13 protein-coding genes are annotated in these 15,872 nt (G+C 72.8%); 7 read left to right on the top strand and 6 right to left on the bottom strand.

Features of this window, described 5'->3' with window-relative positions:
• Window positions 1-12: 12 nt before the first annotated feature.
• Window positions 13-999, top strand: coding sequence for a polysaccharide lyase (locus tag ACIBFB_RS00150; protein ID WP_397224455.1), 987 nt, complete (start codon window positions 13-15; stop codon window positions 997-999).
• Here the strand turns inward: ACIBFB_RS00150 and ACIBFB_RS00155 are convergent.
• The gene (locus tag ACIBFB_RS00155; RefSeq protein WP_397224457.1) at window positions 914-1,693 is read right to left on the bottom strand and encodes a hypothetical protein; all 780 of its coding nucleotides are present in this window, start codon (window positions 1,691-1,693) and stop codon (window positions 914-916) included. The genes ACIBFB_RS00150 and ACIBFB_RS00155 overlap by 86 nt on opposite strands.
• A gap of 359 nt (window positions 1,694-2,052) precedes the next feature.
• Here ACIBFB_RS00155 and ACIBFB_RS00160 point away from each other — a divergent pair, with 359 nt between their 5' ends.
• Window positions 2,053-2,715 (top strand): protein-L-isoaspartate(D-aspartate) O-methyltransferase, encoded by a 663-nt coding sequence (locus tag ACIBFB_RS00160; protein ID WP_397224459.1) that lies wholly within the window; start codon window positions 2,053-2,055, stop codon window positions 2,713-2,715.
• A gap of 73 nt (window positions 2,716-2,788) precedes the next feature.
• Here ACIBFB_RS00160 and katG read toward each other — a convergent pair whose 3' ends face one another.
• The 4 genes from katG to ACIBFB_RS00180 form a co-directional block, all read right to left on the bottom strand.
• Window positions 2,789-4,993: a catalase/peroxidase HPI gene (gene katG, locus ACIBFB_RS00165; RefSeq protein ID WP_397224461.1), complete on the bottom strand. Its 2,205-nt coding sequence runs from the start codon at window positions 4,991-4,993 to the stop codon at window positions 2,789-2,791.
• 40 nt (window positions 4,994-5,033) lie between these two features.
• Window positions 5,034-5,465, bottom strand: a complete 432-nt coding sequence (locus ACIBFB_RS00170) for a Fur family transcriptional regulator (protein WP_397224463.1) — start codon at window positions 5,463-5,465, stop codon at window positions 5,034-5,036.
• Window positions 5,466-5,683: 218 nt separating this feature from the next.
• Window positions 5,684-7,135, bottom strand: a complete 1,452-nt coding sequence (gene argG, locus ACIBFB_RS00175) for an argininosuccinate synthase (RefSeq protein ID WP_397224465.1) — start codon at window positions 7,133-7,135, stop codon at window positions 5,684-5,686.
• A 146-nt stretch (window positions 7,136-7,281) separates the two neighbouring features.
• Window positions 7,282-8,451, bottom strand: a complete 1,170-nt coding sequence (locus tag ACIBFB_RS00180; protein WP_397224467.1) for a UDP-N-acetylglucosamine--N-acetylmuramyl-(pentapeptide) pyrophosphoryl-undecaprenol N-acetylglucosamine transferase — start codon at window positions 8,449-8,451, stop codon at window positions 7,282-7,284.
• Window positions 8,452-8,814: 363 nt separating this feature from the next.
• Here ACIBFB_RS00180 and ACIBFB_RS00185 point away from each other — a divergent pair, with 363 nt between their 5' ends.
• Complete coding sequence (locus ACIBFB_RS00185; protein WP_397224469.1) at window positions 8,815-10,452, top strand: glycoside hydrolase family 10 protein; 1,638 nt, start codon at window positions 8,815-8,817, stop codon at window positions 10,450-10,452.
• A 15-nt stretch (window positions 10,453-10,467) separates the two neighbouring features.
• On the opposite strand, the gene ACIBFB_RS00190 is transcribed toward ACIBFB_RS00185, so the two are convergent.
• Entirely contained in the window at window positions 10,468-11,151 is a 684-nt protein-coding gene (locus ACIBFB_RS00190) for a TetR/AcrR family transcriptional regulator (protein WP_397224471.1), read from the bottom strand.
• A gap of 95 nt (window positions 11,152-11,246) precedes the next feature.
• On the opposite strand from ACIBFB_RS00190, the gene ACIBFB_RS00195 reads away from it, so the two are divergent.
• The 4 genes from ACIBFB_RS00195 to ACIBFB_RS00210 all read left to right on the top strand — a co-directional run bounded on the left by ACIBFB_RS00195 (window position 11,247) and on the right by ACIBFB_RS00210 (window position 15,764).
• Window positions 11,247-12,710, top strand: coding sequence for a purine-cytosine permease family protein (locus ACIBFB_RS00195; RefSeq protein ID WP_397224473.1), 1,464 nt, complete (start codon window positions 11,247-11,249; stop codon window positions 12,708-12,710).
• Window positions 12,707-13,708, top strand: a complete 1,002-nt coding sequence (gene speB, locus ACIBFB_RS00200) for an agmatinase (RefSeq protein ID WP_397224475.1) — start codon at window positions 12,707-12,709, stop codon at window positions 13,706-13,708. The genes ACIBFB_RS00195 and speB overlap by 4 nt, the downstream gene beginning before the upstream one ends.
• Before the next feature lie 154 nt (window positions 13,709-13,862).
• Window positions 13,863-14,483 (top strand): TetR/AcrR family transcriptional regulator, encoded by a 621-nt coding sequence (locus ACIBFB_RS00205; protein WP_397224477.1) that lies wholly within the window; start codon window positions 13,863-13,865, stop codon window positions 14,481-14,483.
• A gap of 6 nt (window positions 14,484-14,489) precedes the next feature.
• On the top strand, window positions 14,490-15,764 hold the full coding sequence (locus ACIBFB_RS00210) for a glycosyltransferase (protein ID WP_397224479.1): 1,275 nt from the start codon (window positions 14,490-14,492) through the stop codon (window positions 15,762-15,764).
• The last annotated feature ends 108 nt before the right edge of the window (window positions 15,765-15,872 follow it).

Consider the following 15,872-nt stretch of genomic DNA (forward strand, 5'->3'; position numbering starts at 1 on the left):
CGGAGACACCGTATGACGGTCGCCCGCGCCCTGCTCGCCTCCGCGCTCGCGTCCACGGTCCTGGTGGCCGTGGTGAACGCCGTCCCCGCGGCCGCGGACGCATCGGCCGCGTTCCAGCTCAACACCTTCGAGCGAGCGGCCGCGGGCCGCGCCTATCCCCTGTCGGAATGGGCGAAGGACGGGTGGTACGCCCCCCGGGCCCGGGGGATGGACGAGCGCACCCTGATCGACGACGGGGTCCCCGCCCACGCGGGCGGACGGTCCCTGCGCGTGTCCTATCCGGAGGGGAGGATCGGTCCGCGCGAGTCCGGCGCGCAGGCTCCGTTCAGGCTCACCCCCGCCCGCGAGTACCACGTGTCCTTCTGGGTGCGGTTCAGCGAGGACTTCAGCTGGGGCACCACCTCGTTCGGCGGGAAGCTGGGCCTTGGCCTGGCGGGAGGCGGCGCGTGTTCGGGCGGTCGGGTCTGCGACGGCGAGAACGGTTTCAGCTCGCGCATGATCTGGCGCCGTGACGGCCTGGCGGCCGTGTACTACTACCACATGGACAAGAAGGGCACCTTCGGCGACCAGGCGTTCCTGCGCGTCGACGGCGCCGACGTCCACTACCCCCGGGGAGAGTGGGTGAACATCGTGCAGCGGCTCAGGGTGAACACCGTGACCGGCGGCCGGGCCAACCCCGACGGCGAGATCGAGGTCCTCTACAACGGCGCGCCCGCGGCCGCGGTCACCGGCCTGCGTCTGGTCTCCAACGACGACCTGGTGGACAAGGCCTACTTCTCGTCCTTCTTCGGCGGCTCCACGGAGGGGTTCGCGCCGGCCAACGACAGCCACATCTGGTACGACGACCTGAAGGCGTCGCCCTTCCCCGAGGCGATCTGCGAGATCGGCGGCTGCGTGCGACCGTCCCTCGCGGTCACCGCGCCAGCCCGGGCTGGGCGGCCACACGCCCTTCCGCTCGGAGGAGTCGGCGCACCGCATCCCGCACGGACGGATCCCTGACCCGGTCGACGAACGACTCGGGCGTGGTGCCGCACAGGCGGCGGAGTCCGGCCGACTCCGCCAGCAGGGCCCGGATCAGCGTGGGCTGGTCGGTCAGCCTCCGCGGCCGTCCCTCACCGTCCACCAGGCAGCCGTGTCGACTCACGTAGACGGAGCAGGGTGGGAGCCGCACACCGGATGCGAGCGTGACCGGGTGGCGGTCCTCCGGCAGGAGCCGCCGCCGGTAGTTGGGTTCCGTGGCGTCGAGCGCGTCGCGTTCCGCGTCGTCCAACCACAGGACGAACAGGCGGCCGGTCGGCCCGGGCGCTTCGACGGGAGCCGCCGGAACGTAGCCCCAACGGTTCACGTGCGCGGACACGCCCGGAGCGATGCCGAGCACGTCGGCCAACGTCATCGGGACGACCGGTCTGACGCGTCGGGCGAGGAACTTGCGCCGCATCTGACCGGGCGCCGCGTTCGAACCCACCGCCACCACGGGGTGCCGGTCCGCCAGGTCGGCCCGGCGCAGGCGGGACAGGACGCCCGCCAGTGTCGCGGGCTCGCCGGCGAACTCCGCGTACCACGCCTCCGCAGACCGCCCCCGGCGAGGTCGGAGCGGGACGTAGGCGTCGCCGAGGAACACCCCCGACGTGTCGGGGATCCGGCCCGGGTAGGTCAGGGGCCGCTCCGTCGGGTCATCGCCGAACAGGTCCACCGCCGCACCTTCGCGTCGCGCCGCGACGGGGTCCGCGCCGTGTCGCGGGTGGGTCGGGCCTCGGCCGTGCCGTCTCGCCGGTCCCGGGCCCCGGCCGTGTGTCGCAGGGGTGGCGCGGGAACATGTCACCGTAGACGACCAGCGAGCCCTCTCCGGGCTCGAACCGCTCCGGCAGGCGGTCGCGACCCGCACGGCAGGCGTCCGTCGCTTCTGGGATTGGCATGGTCGGACTCCCCGTCCGTCGTGTCGGCCCGGTGCCAGCTTCCGGTACGCGGCCGTCGACGCCAAGGGCCCCGCCCCCGGGAGGGCTCCGTGTCGCGGTACCGCGCCGCCGACCGCCTGGACGGGGGAGGGCACAGGTGAGGTGGAACGCCACGCCGGAGGACCTGGTGCGCGCCGCCCGTGTGACGGGCGTGCACGACGAGCGGGTGCTCGCCGCGCTCCGGGAGGTCCCGCGCGCCCGGTTCGTTCCGCGTGCCCACCGGTCGGCGGCCTACGAGGACCGGCCGCTCCCCATCGGGCACGGGCAGGTGACGACGCAGCCCTCCCTGTCGGGGACGATGCTCCAGGCCCTGCGGTTGACCGGGGACGAACACGTGCTGGAGGTCGGGACGGGCTACGGCTTCCAGACCGCCCTGCTGGCCCGGCTCGCGGCTCGGGTGGTGAGCGTCGACCTGTGGCCCGACCTGGTCGGGCGGGTCCGGGAGACGCTCGACGCCATGGGGGTGGCCAACGTCGTGCTGCGCGTCGGCGACGGGACGCTCGGGGCGCCCGACGAGGCGCCGTTCGACGCGGTCCTGGTCTCGGCCGCCCACCCGAGCGTGCCCCCGCCGCTCATCGACCAGCTGACCGTGGGCGGGCGCCTGGTGCAGCCGATCGGCGAGGGAGGCGACGAGGACGTGGTGCTGTTCGAGCGCACCGCCGAGGGTCTGCGGACGCGCGCCTCGATGACGCGCGCCCGTTTCGTGCGTCTGCACGGCGAGCACGGATACCCGGGCCCGGAGGACCGGGAGGGCCGCTGACGTCCGCGCGGACGCCGGCTCGGCCGCGGGGGCCGAGCCGGCTCCGGGGGTGTCACGCACCCGGGGGACCGGATCAGACGAGGTCGAACCGGTCCGCGTTCATCACCTTGGTCCACGCGGCGACGAAGTCCGCGACGAACTTCTGCTTCGCGTCGTCGGAGGCGTACACCTCGGCGAGGGCGCGCAGCTCGGAGTTGGAGCCGAACACCAGGTCGACACGGCTGCCGGTCCACCTCACGGCGCCGGACCCGTCCTTGGCCTCGAACGTCTGCGAGGTCTGGGAGGTCTCACCGGTCGGGGCCCACGCGATGCCCAGGTCGAGCAGGTTGACGAAGAAGTCGTTCGTCAGCGTGCCCGGCCGGTCGGTGAGGACGCCCAGATCGGAGTTGTCGTAGTTGGCGCCCAGCACACGCAGGCCGCCGACCAGGACCGTCATCTCGGGCGCGCTCACGCCGAGCAGGTTCGCCTTGTCCAGCAACAGGTACTCGGCGGGGAGGCGGTTGCCCTCGCCGTAGTAGTTGCGGAAGCCGTCGGCGACCGGCTCGAGGTAGGCGAACGATCCGGAGTCCGTCTGCTCGGCCGTGGCGTCCACGCGACCCGGGGTGAAGGGCACGACGACGTCCTGGCCGGCGGCCCTGGCGGCCTGCTCGACGCCGACGCCTCCGGCGAGCACGATCAGGTCGGCGAGCGAGACCTTGGCGTCCGAGGAGGCGTTGAACTCCTTGGCGATCTCCTCGAGCGCGCCGAGCACCTCGCGCAGCTCGGTCGGGTTGTTGACCTTCCAGTCGACCTGCGGCTCCAGGCGGACGCGCGCGCCGTTGGCGCCGCCGCGCTTGTCGCTGTCGCGGTAGGTCGACGCCGAGGCCCACGCCGTGGACACCAGCTGCGCGACGGACAGGCCGGACTCGGCGACCTTGGCCTTGAGCGCGGCGATCTCCGCCGCGCCGACGACCTCGCCCTCCCACGCGGGGAGCGGGTCCTGCCAGATCAGCGTCTCCTCCGGGACCTCCGGGCCGAGGTAGCGCACCTTCGGGCCCATGTCGCGGTGGGTCAGCTTGAACCACGCACGCGCGAACGCGTCCGCGAACTCCTCGGGGTTCTCGTGGAAGCGGCGCGAGATCCGCTCGTAGACCGGGTCGAAGCGCAGCGACAGGTCCGTGGTGAGCATGGTCGGCTTGTGCTTCTTGGCGGCGTCGTGGGCGTCGGGGATGATCTCCTCGGCGTCCTTGGCGATCCACTGCTTCGCGCCTGCCGGGCTCTCCGTGAGCTCGTACTCGAACTCGAAGAGGTTCTTGAAGAAGCCCTGGCTCCACTGCGCGGGCGTGGTGGTCCAGGTGACCTCCAGGCCCGAGGTGATGGTGTCGCCGCCCTTGCCGGTGCCGTGGTTGTTCTTCCAGCCCAGGCCCTGCATCTCCAGGCCGGCGGCCTCGGGGTCGGCCTCCAGGTTGCTGTCCGGGGCGGCGCCGTGGGTCTTGCCGAAGGTGTGGCCGCCGGCGATGAGGGCGACGGTCTCCTCGTCGTTCATCCCCATGCGGCCGAAGGTCTCGCGGATGTCGCGCGCCGCGGCGATCGGGTCCGGGTTGCCGTTCGGGCCCTCCGGGTTGACGTAGATCAGACCCATCTGGACGGCGGCCAGCGGCTTCTCCAGGTCGCGGTCGCCCGTGTAGCGCTGGTCGTCGAGCCAGGTGGTCTCGGGGCCCCAGTACACGTCCTCGTCGGGCTCCCAGACGTCCGCGCGTCCGCCGCCGAAGCCGAAGGTCTCGAAGCCCATCGACTCGAGCGCGACGTTGCCGGCGAGGATCATCAGGTCGGCCCAGGAGATGTTCTGGCCGTACTTCTTCTTGACCGGCCAGAGCAGGCGGCGGGCCTTGTCCAGGTTGACGTTGTCCGGCCAGCTGTTCAGCGGCGCGAAGCGCTGCTGACCCGCGCTGCCGCCACCGCGGCCGTCGTGGGAGCGGTAGGTGCCCGCGCTGTGCCAGGCCATGCGGATGATGAGCGGTCCGTAGTGCCCGAAGTCGGCCGGCCACCAGTCCTGGGAGGTGGTCAGCACCTCGGCGATGTCCGCCTTCACGGCGTCCAGGTCGAGGGCCTCGAACGCCTCGGCGTAGTCGAACTCCTCGCCGAGCGGGTTCGCCACGGCCGGGTTCTTGGCCAGGATCTTCAGGTTGAGCTGGTTCGGCCACCAGCCCCGGTTGCCGCCGCCCTCGGTGGGGTGCGGCGCACGGTCGTGGGCGACGGGGCAGCCGCCGGCCTTGGCCGCTTCGTGACTGTCAGACATGGAGATCCTTCCGCCTGTGGGAGAGAGCTGAAACGTTGGTTCAGGAACTGCGCGTGCTGGAGCAGTCGGGGCAGAGCCCCCAGTAGACGACCTCGGCCTCGTCGACCGAGAAGCCGTGGTCGTCGGAGGCGGTCAGGCACGGCGCGTGGCCGACGGCGCAGTCGACGTCGGCGATCGCTCCGCACGACCGGCACACGATGTGGTGGTGGTTGTCCCCGACCCGGGTCTCGTAACGGGCCACGGAGCCCTGCGGCTGGATGCGCCGCACCAGACCAGCGCTGGTCAGCGCTTTGAGCACGTCGTAGACGGCCTGGTCGGACACTGTGCCGAGGCTGCCGCGCACGAGGCCGATGATCGACTCCGTGTCCGAGTGCGGGTTCTCGTGAACGGTGGAGAGGACGGCGAGCCGGGGGCCCGTCACCCGCAGAGCGGACTCGCGCAGCATTCGCTCGAAATCCGAAGGGCTTGGCATGGCCCTCAGTCTGGTCGCTTTTCTGGAGTAAGTCAAATGATGTAGAGATTCCGCTGTGGCGCGGGGCCGCTCGCTTCCGGGAGCGGCGACACGGCCCCTGACCAGCGATCCGGAAGGGACGTGCGCGACCAGGCCGTCGGGCACGGAAACACCGCGGCCCGCCCCTCCCGGAGGTGCCGGGTGGGGCGGGCCGCGCGTGGACGTCGGTGCGTCGCCGGTCAGTCGTTGCCGGACTCGATGGCCGCGTGGTCGAGCAGGTCGCCGTCGCCGGAGCCCTCGCCGCGGGACGCGATCGTCTCGGCGCCGCCCTCGGGCATCGCGCCGATCAGCCCGGTCGCGGCGGCCTGGGCCGCGCCGATGGTGGTCGGGTGGGCGCTCTCGCCGACCATGCCGATGCTGGCGTACTCCTCCAGCTTGGCGCGGGAGTCGGCGATGTCCAGGTTGCGCATGGTCAGCTGGCCGATCCGGTCGACCGGACCGAACGCGGAGTCCTCCGTGCGCTCCATGGACAGCTTGTCCGGGTGGTAGCTGAACGAGGGACCGCGCGTGTCCATGATCGAGTAGTCCTCGCCGCGGCGCAGTCGCAGCGTCACCTCGCCGGTGACGGCCGTGCCCACCCAGCGCTGCAGCGACTCGCGCAGCATCAGGGCCTGCGGCTCCAGCCAGCGGCCCTCGTACATCAGCCGGCCGAGCCGCCGCCCCTCGTTGTGGTAGGCGGCGACGGTGTCCTCGTTGTGGATCGCGTTGACCAGCCGCTCGTAGGCCGCGTGCAGGAGCGCCATGCCCGGCGCCTCGTAGATGCCCCGGCTCTTGGCCTCGATGACGCGGTTCTCGATCTGGTCGGACATGCCAAGGCCGTGGCGGCCGCCGACGGTGTTGGCCTCCAGCACCAGGTCGACGGCGGTGGGGAAGGTCCTGCCGTTGACGCTCACCGGTCGGCCCTGCTCGAATCCGACGGTGACGTCCTCGGCGGGGATCTCGACCTCCGGGTCCCAGAACCGCACGCCCATGATCGGGTCGACGATCTCCACGCCGGTGTCGAGGTGCTCCAGGGCCTTGGCCTCGTGTGTGGCGCCCCAGATGTTGGCGTCGGTGGAGTAGGCCTTCTCCGCGCTGTCCCGGTAGGGCAGACCGCGTTCGGTCAGCCACTCGGACATCTCCTTGCGGCCGCCGAGCTCGTTGACGAAGTCGGCGTCCAGCCAGGGCTTGTAGATGCGCAGGGCGGGGTTGGCCAGCAGACCGTAGCGGTAGAACCGCTCGATGTCGTTGCCCTTGAACGTGGAGCCGTCGCCCCAGATCTGCACGCCGTCCTCGAGCATCGCGCGCACGAGCAGGGTGCCCGTCACCGCCCGCCCGAGCGGGGTGGTGTTGAAGTAGGCCCGGCCACCGGTCCGGATGTGGAACGCCCCGCAGGCGAGAGCCGCGAGCCCCTCCTCCACCAGGGCGGCGCGGCCGTCGACCAGGCGGGCGACCTCCGCCCCGTAGTCGGCGGCACGCCCCGGCACCGAGGCGATGTCGGGTTCGTCGTACTGGCCGATGTCGGCGGTGTAGGCGCACGGGACGGCGCCCTTCTCGCGCATCCACGCGACCGCGACCGAGGTGTCGAGACCGCCGGAGAAGGCGATGCCGACACGTTCACCGACAGGGAGAGAGGTGAGTACCTTGGACATGGCAATAAGTATGCGCGAAAATGAATGATCATGCAAGACGGGCGTCGGACCAGGCACACCGGGCGGTCGCGGCGCCCGGGGGCGCGCGACCGCCCGGGGGCGGCCAGGAGCGGACGGCCGTCACGCGCGGGCGTCGGAAGCGACGGTCAGGCCCGGGCCGCGGACAGGACCACGTCCACCAGGCGGTCGGCCGCGTCCGGGCGACCGAGCGCGCGGGCGTTCTCCTCGATCCGGCGGCGGAGCTCGGGGTCCGCCAGCAGCGGCTCGACCGCCTCCCGCAGGCGGTCGGCGCCGACCTCGTCCAGCAGTGCGACCGCCGCGCCCGACTCCTGGAGGTGCCGGGCGTTGTGCCGCTGCTCGTCACCGGCGGACGTAGCGAGCGGGATCAGCGCGGCGGCCTTGCCCAGCGCGGTGAGCTCGGCGATCGTCCCCGCGCCGCTGCGCGAGACCACGACGTCGGCCAGCGCCAGCACGTCCGGCAGTTCCGGGCCGACGAAATCCGTCAGGTGGTAGCGGACGAGCAGCCCGGGGGCGAGGTCGCGGGTGGCCTCGCGCAGCGGGTCCAGGTTGGCCGCGCCGCACTGGTGTACGACGTTGGCACGCGTGAGCAGCCACGGCAGCAGGTCGCGGACGGTGCCGTTGATCTGGGCCGACCCCTGCGCCCCTCCGGTCACGTACACCGTGGGCAGCGACGGGTCGTGCCCCTCGAACCCGAGCCCCTCGGCGGCCCGGTCGGCCCGCCCGCGCAGCACCTCGGGGCGGACCGGGTTGCCGGTGATGACCGCGCGGTCGCGGACGTCGTCGGGCAGCAGCTCCGTGCTCGACGGCGAGGACACCGCGACCCGTGCGGCGCGGCGGGCGAGCACCTTGTTGGCCAACCCGAGGCGCACGGTCTGCTCGTGCACGACGAGGGGGCGGCGGCACATCGCCGCGCCCACGCCGACGGGGACCGCGACGTAGCCGCCGGTGGCCAGGACGACGTCCGGCGCGAAGTCGGTGATGATCCGCCGCGCCTGGAGCACGCCGCGCGGCACGTTGGCCATGTCGCGGAGGTTGTCCCTGGAGAGCATCCTCAGCGGGTTGGCCGCACGGCGGATCTTGCCGACCTCCACCGCGTCGAACGCGATCCCGTTGGACCCGGCCACCCTCTGCTCCAGGCTGTCGGCGGCGCCCACCCACAGCACCTTCAGGGTTCCCCCGTCGGCCTCCAGCCGCTCGCGCAGCGTGTTGACGACCGTCAGGGCGGGATAGGTGTGCCCGCCCGTCCCGCCTCCGGTCACGATCAGACGCAGTTCCTGGGTTCGACTGTTGTTCACGGGTGTCCCATCTGTGCTCGCCCGCCGGCGCGCGCGGGTCGAGGGTCTCTTCGGTCGCGGGGGACCCCGCGGCGGACCGGTCGGGTCACGCCGGGGTCGACATGCACGCTAGCCGCCCGCGGATGCCGCCGCACACGCGGAGGGCGACCACGGGCCCCTCCGGGTCCGGGGCCTCATCTCCCCCGTCCGCAACTCCGTTGTCAACCTGCCGGAGAACTCTTGCGTTCTTCGCCAGGTTCATGAAGGTTTTTCACAGAACCTCCGCACTTCGTCACTCTTCGTATCAGAAAAGTTACGATGAGACTCCATGTGGTGTCTGACCCACGTACTGCCGCTTCCAGGAGGAAGCCGGAAGGAGCCACGTTGGCGCGACCGAACCGGAACCAGCCCGCCCCCGCGGCCGCGACGGCCCGGGGCCGCGGGCGCAGAGCCGTCCTCGTGAGCGGCGCGCTCGCCGCCGCGCTCACCGCGTCCCCGCTCCACGCGCCGCCCGCCGCCGCGGAGCCGGGCGGGTACCGGCGCGAAGCCGCGGAGTGCGAGGCCGACCCGCTCGCCCCGCCCAAACGCGAGATGCGCGCGGAGTGGATCGCGAGCGTGGTCAACATCGACTGGCCGAGTGAGCGGGGGCTGACCGCGGACGAACAGCGCGCCGAGCTGGTCGACCTCTACGACGAGGCCAGGGCCAACGGCCTCAACGCCGTGTTCGTGCAGATCCGCCCCACCGCCGACGCCTTCTGGCCCTCACCGCACGAACCGTGGTCGGAGTGGCTCACCGGCCAGCAGGGCCGCGACCCCGGCTACGACCCCCTGGAGTTCGCGGTCGAGGAGGCCCACGCCCGCAACCTGGAGTTCCACGGGTGGTTCAACCCCTACCGGGTGGCCATGCACGACGACCCGGGCCGGCTCGTCGAGGGCCACCCGGCCCGGCGGAACCCGGACTGGGCGTTCGCGTACGGCGGCCGCCTCTACTACGACCCGGGCGTCCCCGAGGTGCGCGCGTTCGTGATCGAGGCGATGATGCACGCGGTCGAGAACTACGACCTCGACGGCGTGCACTTCGACGACTACTTCTACCCCTATCCCTCGTCCGGTCAGGCGATCCCCGACCGGGACACCTTCGCGCGGTACGGCGGCGCGTTCGACGACATCGGCGACTGGCGCCGCGACAACGTCAACCGCCTGGTGCGGGAGATGAGCGCGGCGGTGCACGCGCAGAAGCCGCACGTGCGGTTCGGGATCAGCCCGTTCGGGATCTGGCGGAACGCGTCCAGCGACCCGAACGGCTCCGACACCCGGGGCTTCCAGTCCTACGACAGCATCTACGCCGACAGCCGACGATGGGTCCGCGAGGGGTGGCTGGACTACGTCAACCCGCAGGTCTACTGGGAGATCGGCCTTCCGGTGGCCGACTACGCGGTGCTGGTCCCCTGGTGGGAGGAGGTCACCGCGGGCACGGGAACGCACCTGTACATCGGGCAGGCCGCCTACAAGGTGGGCAACGACGGCGCCTGGTCCGAGCCCCGTGAGCTCGCCCGACACGTGGAGATGGACCGCGCCCGCCCCGGCGTGCACGGCGAGGTGTACTTCAGCGCCACGTCCCTGCGCACCAACGCGGCCGACGCCATGGCGATCCTGGCCCGCGAGCACTACGCCCACCCCGCCCTCGTGCCGGTGACGCCGGACCGGGGCGGCGCGGCGCCCGGGCGGCCGGTGGTGGTCGGGGCCGAGGCGGCGGACGGCGGCGTCCGGCTGACGGTCCGCGCCGGACAGGGCCTGGTACCGGCCTACTACGCGGTGTACGCGTTCGAGGGCCATGACGGGCTCCGGCCGACGCCGTGCCGGTTCGAGGACCCGCGCTCGCTGGTCACCACCGTGCGCGCGTCCGACGGCAGGGAGACGGTGCTGACCGTGCCGGGCGGCGGCGCGCACACGTACTTCGTGACCGCGCTCGACCGCCTGCACCACGAGAGCGACCCGAGCAACCCGCGCCGTCTGCCCTGACCGCGGACGGGCCCCCTACGCGCGCGTCGCCCTGCGGCGCGGCGGGGCGGGCTCGATGCCGGGGTCGGGCACGTGCTCGGGGATCGCGCGATCGGCGAAGGGCAGGGTTCCCGCGTAACCGACGGCCAGGGCGACGTGCCGCCCGGCCAGTCCGCGCGCCGCCGGAACGGTCAGCACCGGGTCGCGGGCCAGGAGGCGCACGGCCAGTCCGCTCAGGAGGGCGTGGGACGTGGCGGCGGCCTCCTCGGGGTCGCAGGGGCCGAAGTCGCCCGAGGAGACGCCGTCGCGGACCGCCGAGACGAAGGGTTCGCGCATCCGCGCGTAGAGACCCGTGAGCGCGTTCGCCAGGTCGGCGGAGCGGACGGCGCGGCTCTCCAGTTCCGACCACAGCATCCACTCCCGCACGTCGTCGGGGGTGAGCGGAAGCCAGAAGTCGACCAGATCGGCGACGCGCTCGGGCGGCGAGGTGCGACCGACGCCCTCGGCCAGGTCGGCGAACCGCGCGTGCTCGCGGTCGAGGGAGTGCGCGATGGCCGCGGCCAGCAGCTGCGTGCGGGTGGCGAAGTGGTAGTGGATCAGTGCCGTGGAGGACCGTGCGCGCCGGGCGATCTCGGCCAGGCGCACACCGTCGTATCCGTCCCGGGCGATCAGCTCGACGGCGGCGTCGAGGATGCGGGTGCGGCTGTCGCTGGAGGTCATGGCGCCATTCTTTACCATCGGACGCTTGTGTCGCAGCTCACTCTGACTTTAAGATCAGCCACATTGATTTTAAAGTCAGGACCAGAGGAGCGCACATGCCAGACCCCCACGGCATCCGCCGGCCGTCCACGGGAGTGGCCACGGACGAGGTCTTCCGGGTCGAGGCGCACGGCGCCGACCGCATCCCGCTCAGCGACCGCCACGGCGGCCCGCGTGAGCTGTTCTGGGTGTGGTTCGGCGCCAACCTGACCTTCACCTTCGTCATCAACGGCGCCCTCGTGGTCGGCTTCGGCCTCTCCTTCTGGGAGGCGACCGCGATCTTCCTCATCGGCAACCTGGCCTTCTTCGCGGTCGGGGCGGCGTCGGTCACCGGCGCCCGCACCGGCTCGCCCACCCTCGTCGTCTCCCGCGCCTCGTTCGGGCGCTGGGGCAACTACCCGGTGGCCGTGCTCAACTGGCTCGTCAGCATCGGCTACATCGTCCTGAACACGGTGGTCGGGGTCCTCGCCCTGACCGTCCTGGCCGACGCCGCCGGGCTGGGAGACGGGGCGGCGGTCCGCCTCGCCGCCCTGGTCCTGATGATCGTGTGCACCGCCAGCGTCGCCGTCTGGGGACACGCCACCGTCGAGGTCATGCAGCGCTGGCTGGGCGTGGGCCTGGTCGTGTGCACGGTCGTCCTCGGCGCCCTCGTTCTGCCCCAGGCCGACCTGTCCGCCACCGCCCCGGCCGAGCCCCGCCTGTGGGCGTGGAGCCTGGGCCTGGTCGTCGCCGTCTCCGGCGGCGCGCTGTCCTACATCGCCATCTGCGCCGACTTCGCCCGCTACCTGCCCGCCGAGAGCCGCGCGCGCGGGATCACCCTCGCCACCGGTCTGGGCGCGATGCTGCCCTCCGCGGCGCTGGGCGTCATCGGCATCGCCGCGGCCACCAGGGTCGGCGCCGGCACGGACACCGATCCCGTCGAGGCCGTCGCGGGCCTGCTGCCGGTCTGGTTCCAGGTTCCGTTCCTGCTGGTCGTGGTGGGCGGATCGGTCACCAACACGATCCTGACCCTCTACTCCTCCGGGCTGAACCTCCAGGTGCTCGGCGTGCCGCTCAAGCGCGCCCGGACCGTGCTGATCCAGGTCTTCCTGGTCACCACGGGGTCGGCGGTCGCCCTGTTCGTCGTCGACTTCACCGCGGCCGTCCTGTCCCTGCTCTCGGTCATGGTCGTGGTCTTCGCTCCCTGGGCCGGGGTGTTCCTCACCGACGCCGCCCTGCGCCGCGCCCGCTACGACGCCGCCGGGCTGCACGACCTCCACGGCGGCCCCTACCGCTACACCCGCGGGTTCCACCGCTCGGGCCTGATCGCGCTCGCGGTCGGCACCGGGTTCTCGGCGCTGGCCGCCGACTCCGAACTGTGGCTCGGCCCGCTGGCCGCGGCCGTCGGCGGGGACCTGTCCCTGCTGGGCGGCCCCGTCGCCGGAGCCGTCTACTACCTGCTCGTCCGGGGCCGGGTGGGCCCGCCCACCGACCCGGGCGCGAACACCGCCGCGTCCACCATCGAAGGAGACCGTCCATGACCCGCTTCGACCCGCTGTTCGGCCCCGACACCACGTTCCTCGGCATCGGGCGGTGCGACCTCGACACACCCGCCACCTGGGCCGACTCCGAGGCGGTCATCATGGGGGTGCCCTTCGACGGGGGCACGTCCTACCGCGCGGGCACCCGCTTCGGCCCGCGCGCGCTCCGGGGGACCGACTACCTGCCGCACGACGGCCGCCGGCCGCACCTGGCGGTCCGCGCCGACGGCCTGGTCGAGCTCAACGTCAGGGACGCGGGCGACGTCGACTGCTTCAACGGCGACATCGAGGGGATGGTCGAGAACGTCCGCGAGGCGGTGACCAAGATCGCGGCGGCCGGGAAGATCCCCGTCATGCTGGGCGGCGACCACACCATCGCCCTGCCCGACGTGCAGGGCGTGGCCAGCCACCACGGGTGGGGGCGTGTGTCGGTGATCCACTTCGACGCGCACGCGGACACCGGCGACATCGACTTCGGGTCGCTGCTGGGCCACGGGCTGCCCATGCGCAGGCTGATCGAGTCGGGCGCCGTGCGCGGTGACCGGTTCATCCAGATGGGGCTGCGCGGGTACTGGCCCGAGGAGGAGACGCTGTCCTGGATGGCCCGACAGGGCATGCGCTGCTACGAGATGAGCGAGATGGACGCGCGCGGCCTCGACACCTGTCTGGACGAGGCCTTCGCCCTGGCCACGGACGAGTGCGAGGGCGTGTTCCTGTCGGTCGACGTGGACGTCGTCGACCCGGGGATGGCCCCGGGCACCGGGACCCCGGAACCGGGCGGCCTCACCTCGCGCCAGCTGCTGGACGCCGTGCGCCGCATCTGCGTGGAGCTGCCCGTCGTCGGCGTGGACATCGTGGAGGTGTCGCCGGACCACGACCACGCGGACATCACCGCGATGCTGGGCAACCGGGTGGTCCTGGAGGCGCTGTCGGGCATCGCCGCCCGCCGCAGGGGGCAGGGCTGGGACCCGACCCGCCCGATGCTGGACGGCCGCTGAGCGGTGCCCGCTCCCGCCGGACGGCGACCGCTCCGGTCGCCGTCCGGCGGTCGCACCGGGCCCCGGAGCGGTCCGGGACCGGCCCCCCATTGAAAACGCCCGAACATTCTGTTTGTATGTTTTCTACACCACCGCGGACGAGAGGGGACCCGTCATGCCACCCGCGTTCTCGGCCGAGGAGAAGGCACGGATCACCGAGATCCTGCTGGAGTCCGGCCGCGACCTGTTCACCACGCGCGGCCTGCGCAAGACCTCGCTCGAGGAACTCGTCGCGCCCGCCGGGATCGCCAAGAGCAGCTTCTACGTCTTCTTCGGCTCCAAGGAGGCGCTCTACCTGGAGCTGATGCGGCGGCAGACGGCCGACGTCCGGCGGCGTCTGGTCGACGGAGCGCTGCTGACCAGCCCCCACGACACCCGCGAGGCCCTGCGCCGCTTCCTCTCGGCGACCGTGCGCGAGCTGACCACCAACCCCCTCTACGGGCGACTCATGTCCCACCCGGAGGAGATGGAGATGGTCGCGCGCAAGGTCACGCCGGAGGCGGTGGCGATCACCTCGGAGGACAACCCCGCCACCGCGCTGACATCGTTCGTCACGGCACGGCGCGACGAGGGAGCGGTCATCGACGCCGACGTCCCCGTGATCCTCGGCGCCCTGCAGTCGGTCCTCATGTTCCCCACCTACCGCCACCACCTGGCCGACCCCGACCGGGCCGACGAGGTGCTCGACCTCCTCGTCGACGCGGTGGCCACGGCCCTCACGTCCCGGAAGGACTGACAGTCCGTGCGCGTCCTCCTCCTCACCCACGGAACCCGCGGCGACGTCCAGCCCTTCGTCGCGCTCGCCCTCGCCCTGACGGGAGCCGGGCACACCGCCCTGCTCGCCGGGCCCTCCTCCTCGGCGTCCCTGGCAGAGGCCGCCGGGATCGACTTCCACCCCGTCGACGAGGGCCCCAACCGCCTCCTGGACGAGGTGCGCGACTCCGGAGGGGGCGTCCCCGAACTGCGGGGGCTGCGCGGCGTCGCCCAGGGAGCGTCCCTCGTCCGGAGGATCCGGCCGCTGCTGCGCCGCGTGTTCGACGACATGGCCGACGCCGCCGAGGCCGGAGCGGACCTCGTCGTCCACATCGCGGGCATGCCGGGCCGCGACATCGCCGCGGCGCTGGGGGCGCCCAACCTGCCCGTCGCCCTGCAACCGTCCTGGGTCCCCACCAACGCCTTCCCCGCGCCCGGCGTCCCCTGGCCCGCCTGGACGCCCGACGCGCTCAACCCCCTCTCCTACCGGCTGGCCGCCCTGGCCCTGCGCGGCCAGCGCTCGGTCGTCGAGGACTTCCGCGGCCGACGGCTGCGCCTGCCCTCCGGAACCGTTCCGCACGATCCCCTGCTCCGTCCGGACGGCGGCCGGGCCCCTCTCCTCCAGCCGTTCAGCCGACACCTGCTGCCGCCGGGCACCGGTTACCCGCCCCACGTCCACACCACGGGCTTCTGGTACCTGCCGCCCGCCCCGGAGGAGATCCTCTCCCCCGACCTGGACGCCTTCCTCGGCGCGGGCGATCCGCCGGTGTTCGTCGGGTTCAGCAGCATGCCCACCGCGGAGCCCGAAGCCCTGGGCCGCCTCGTGGTCGGCGCCGCCCGGCGGGCGGGGGTGCGCGCCGTCGTCGCGTCGGGCTGGGGCGGGATCGCCGCCGAGGCCGGGGACGACGTGCTGGTCATCGACCGGGCGCCGCACGCGCTCCTGTTCCCGCGGTGCGCGGCCGTCGTCCACCACGGCGGGGCGGGGACCATCGGAGCGGCGCTCGCGGCGGGGCGCCCCCAGGTGGTGTGTCCCTTCTGGGGCGACCAGCCGTTCTGGGCGCGCCGCGTGCACGCGTCCGGGGTCGGCACCGCCCCGCTGCGCGGCCAGGACCTGACGGAGGACGCGCTGGCGCGGGCCCTGTCCCGCGCGGTCCGCGATCCGCTCCTGGCCGACCGGGCCCGGACCCTGGGCGAGGCGGCCCGCGCCGAGGACGGAACCGGAGCGGCGCTCACCCTGGCGGAGGCCGCCGTGGCGACCGGGTGACCCCGCACCCGCGTTCGCGGGGCGCGACCTCCCGCTCCTCAGCGGCCCGTGTGACCGGGCGCCGGAAATCCACCGCTAACGTGAGGTGAACACCGGCGGGAGGGGGAA

Source organism: Nocardiopsis sp. NPDC050513 (genome assembly GCF_044457925.1).
In the GTDB taxonomy this organism is placed as follows: domain Bacteria; phylum Actinomycetota; class Actinomycetes; order Streptosporangiales; family Streptosporangiaceae; genus Nocardiopsis.

What these genes read in the sequence shown, in the direction of transcription:
- ACIBFB_RS00150 (WP_397224455.1), top strand. Translation starts at nt 13, where the DNA reads ATGACGGTCGCCCGCGCCCTGCTCGCCTCCGCGCTCGCGTCCACGGTC.
- katG (WP_397224461.1), bottom strand. Translation starts at nt 4,993, where the DNA reads ATGTCTGACAGTCACGAAGCGGCCAAGGCCGGCGGCTGCCCCGTCGCC.
- ACIBFB_RS00170 (WP_397224463.1), bottom strand. Translation starts at nt 5,465, where the DNA reads ATGCCAAGCCCTTCGGATTTCGAGCGAATGCTGCGCGAGTCCGCTCTG.
- argG (WP_397224465.1), bottom strand. Translation starts at nt 7,135, where the DNA reads ATGTCCAAGGTACTCACCTCTCTCCCTGTCGGTGAACGTGTCGGCATC.
- ACIBFB_RS00190 (WP_397224471.1), bottom strand. Translation starts at nt 11,151, where the DNA reads ATGACCTCCAGCGACAGCCGCACCCGCATCCTCGACGCCGCCGTCGAG.
- ACIBFB_RS00195 (WP_397224473.1), top strand. Translation starts at nt 11,247, where the DNA reads ATGCCAGACCCCCACGGCATCCGCCGGCCGTCCACGGGAGTGGCCACG.
- speB (WP_397224475.1), top strand. Translation starts at nt 12,707, where the DNA reads ATGACCCGCTTCGACCCGCTGTTCGGCCCCGACACCACGTTCCTCGGC.
- ACIBFB_RS00205 (WP_397224477.1), top strand. Translation starts at nt 13,863, where the DNA reads ATGCCACCCGCGTTCTCGGCCGAGGAGAAGGCACGGATCACCGAGATC.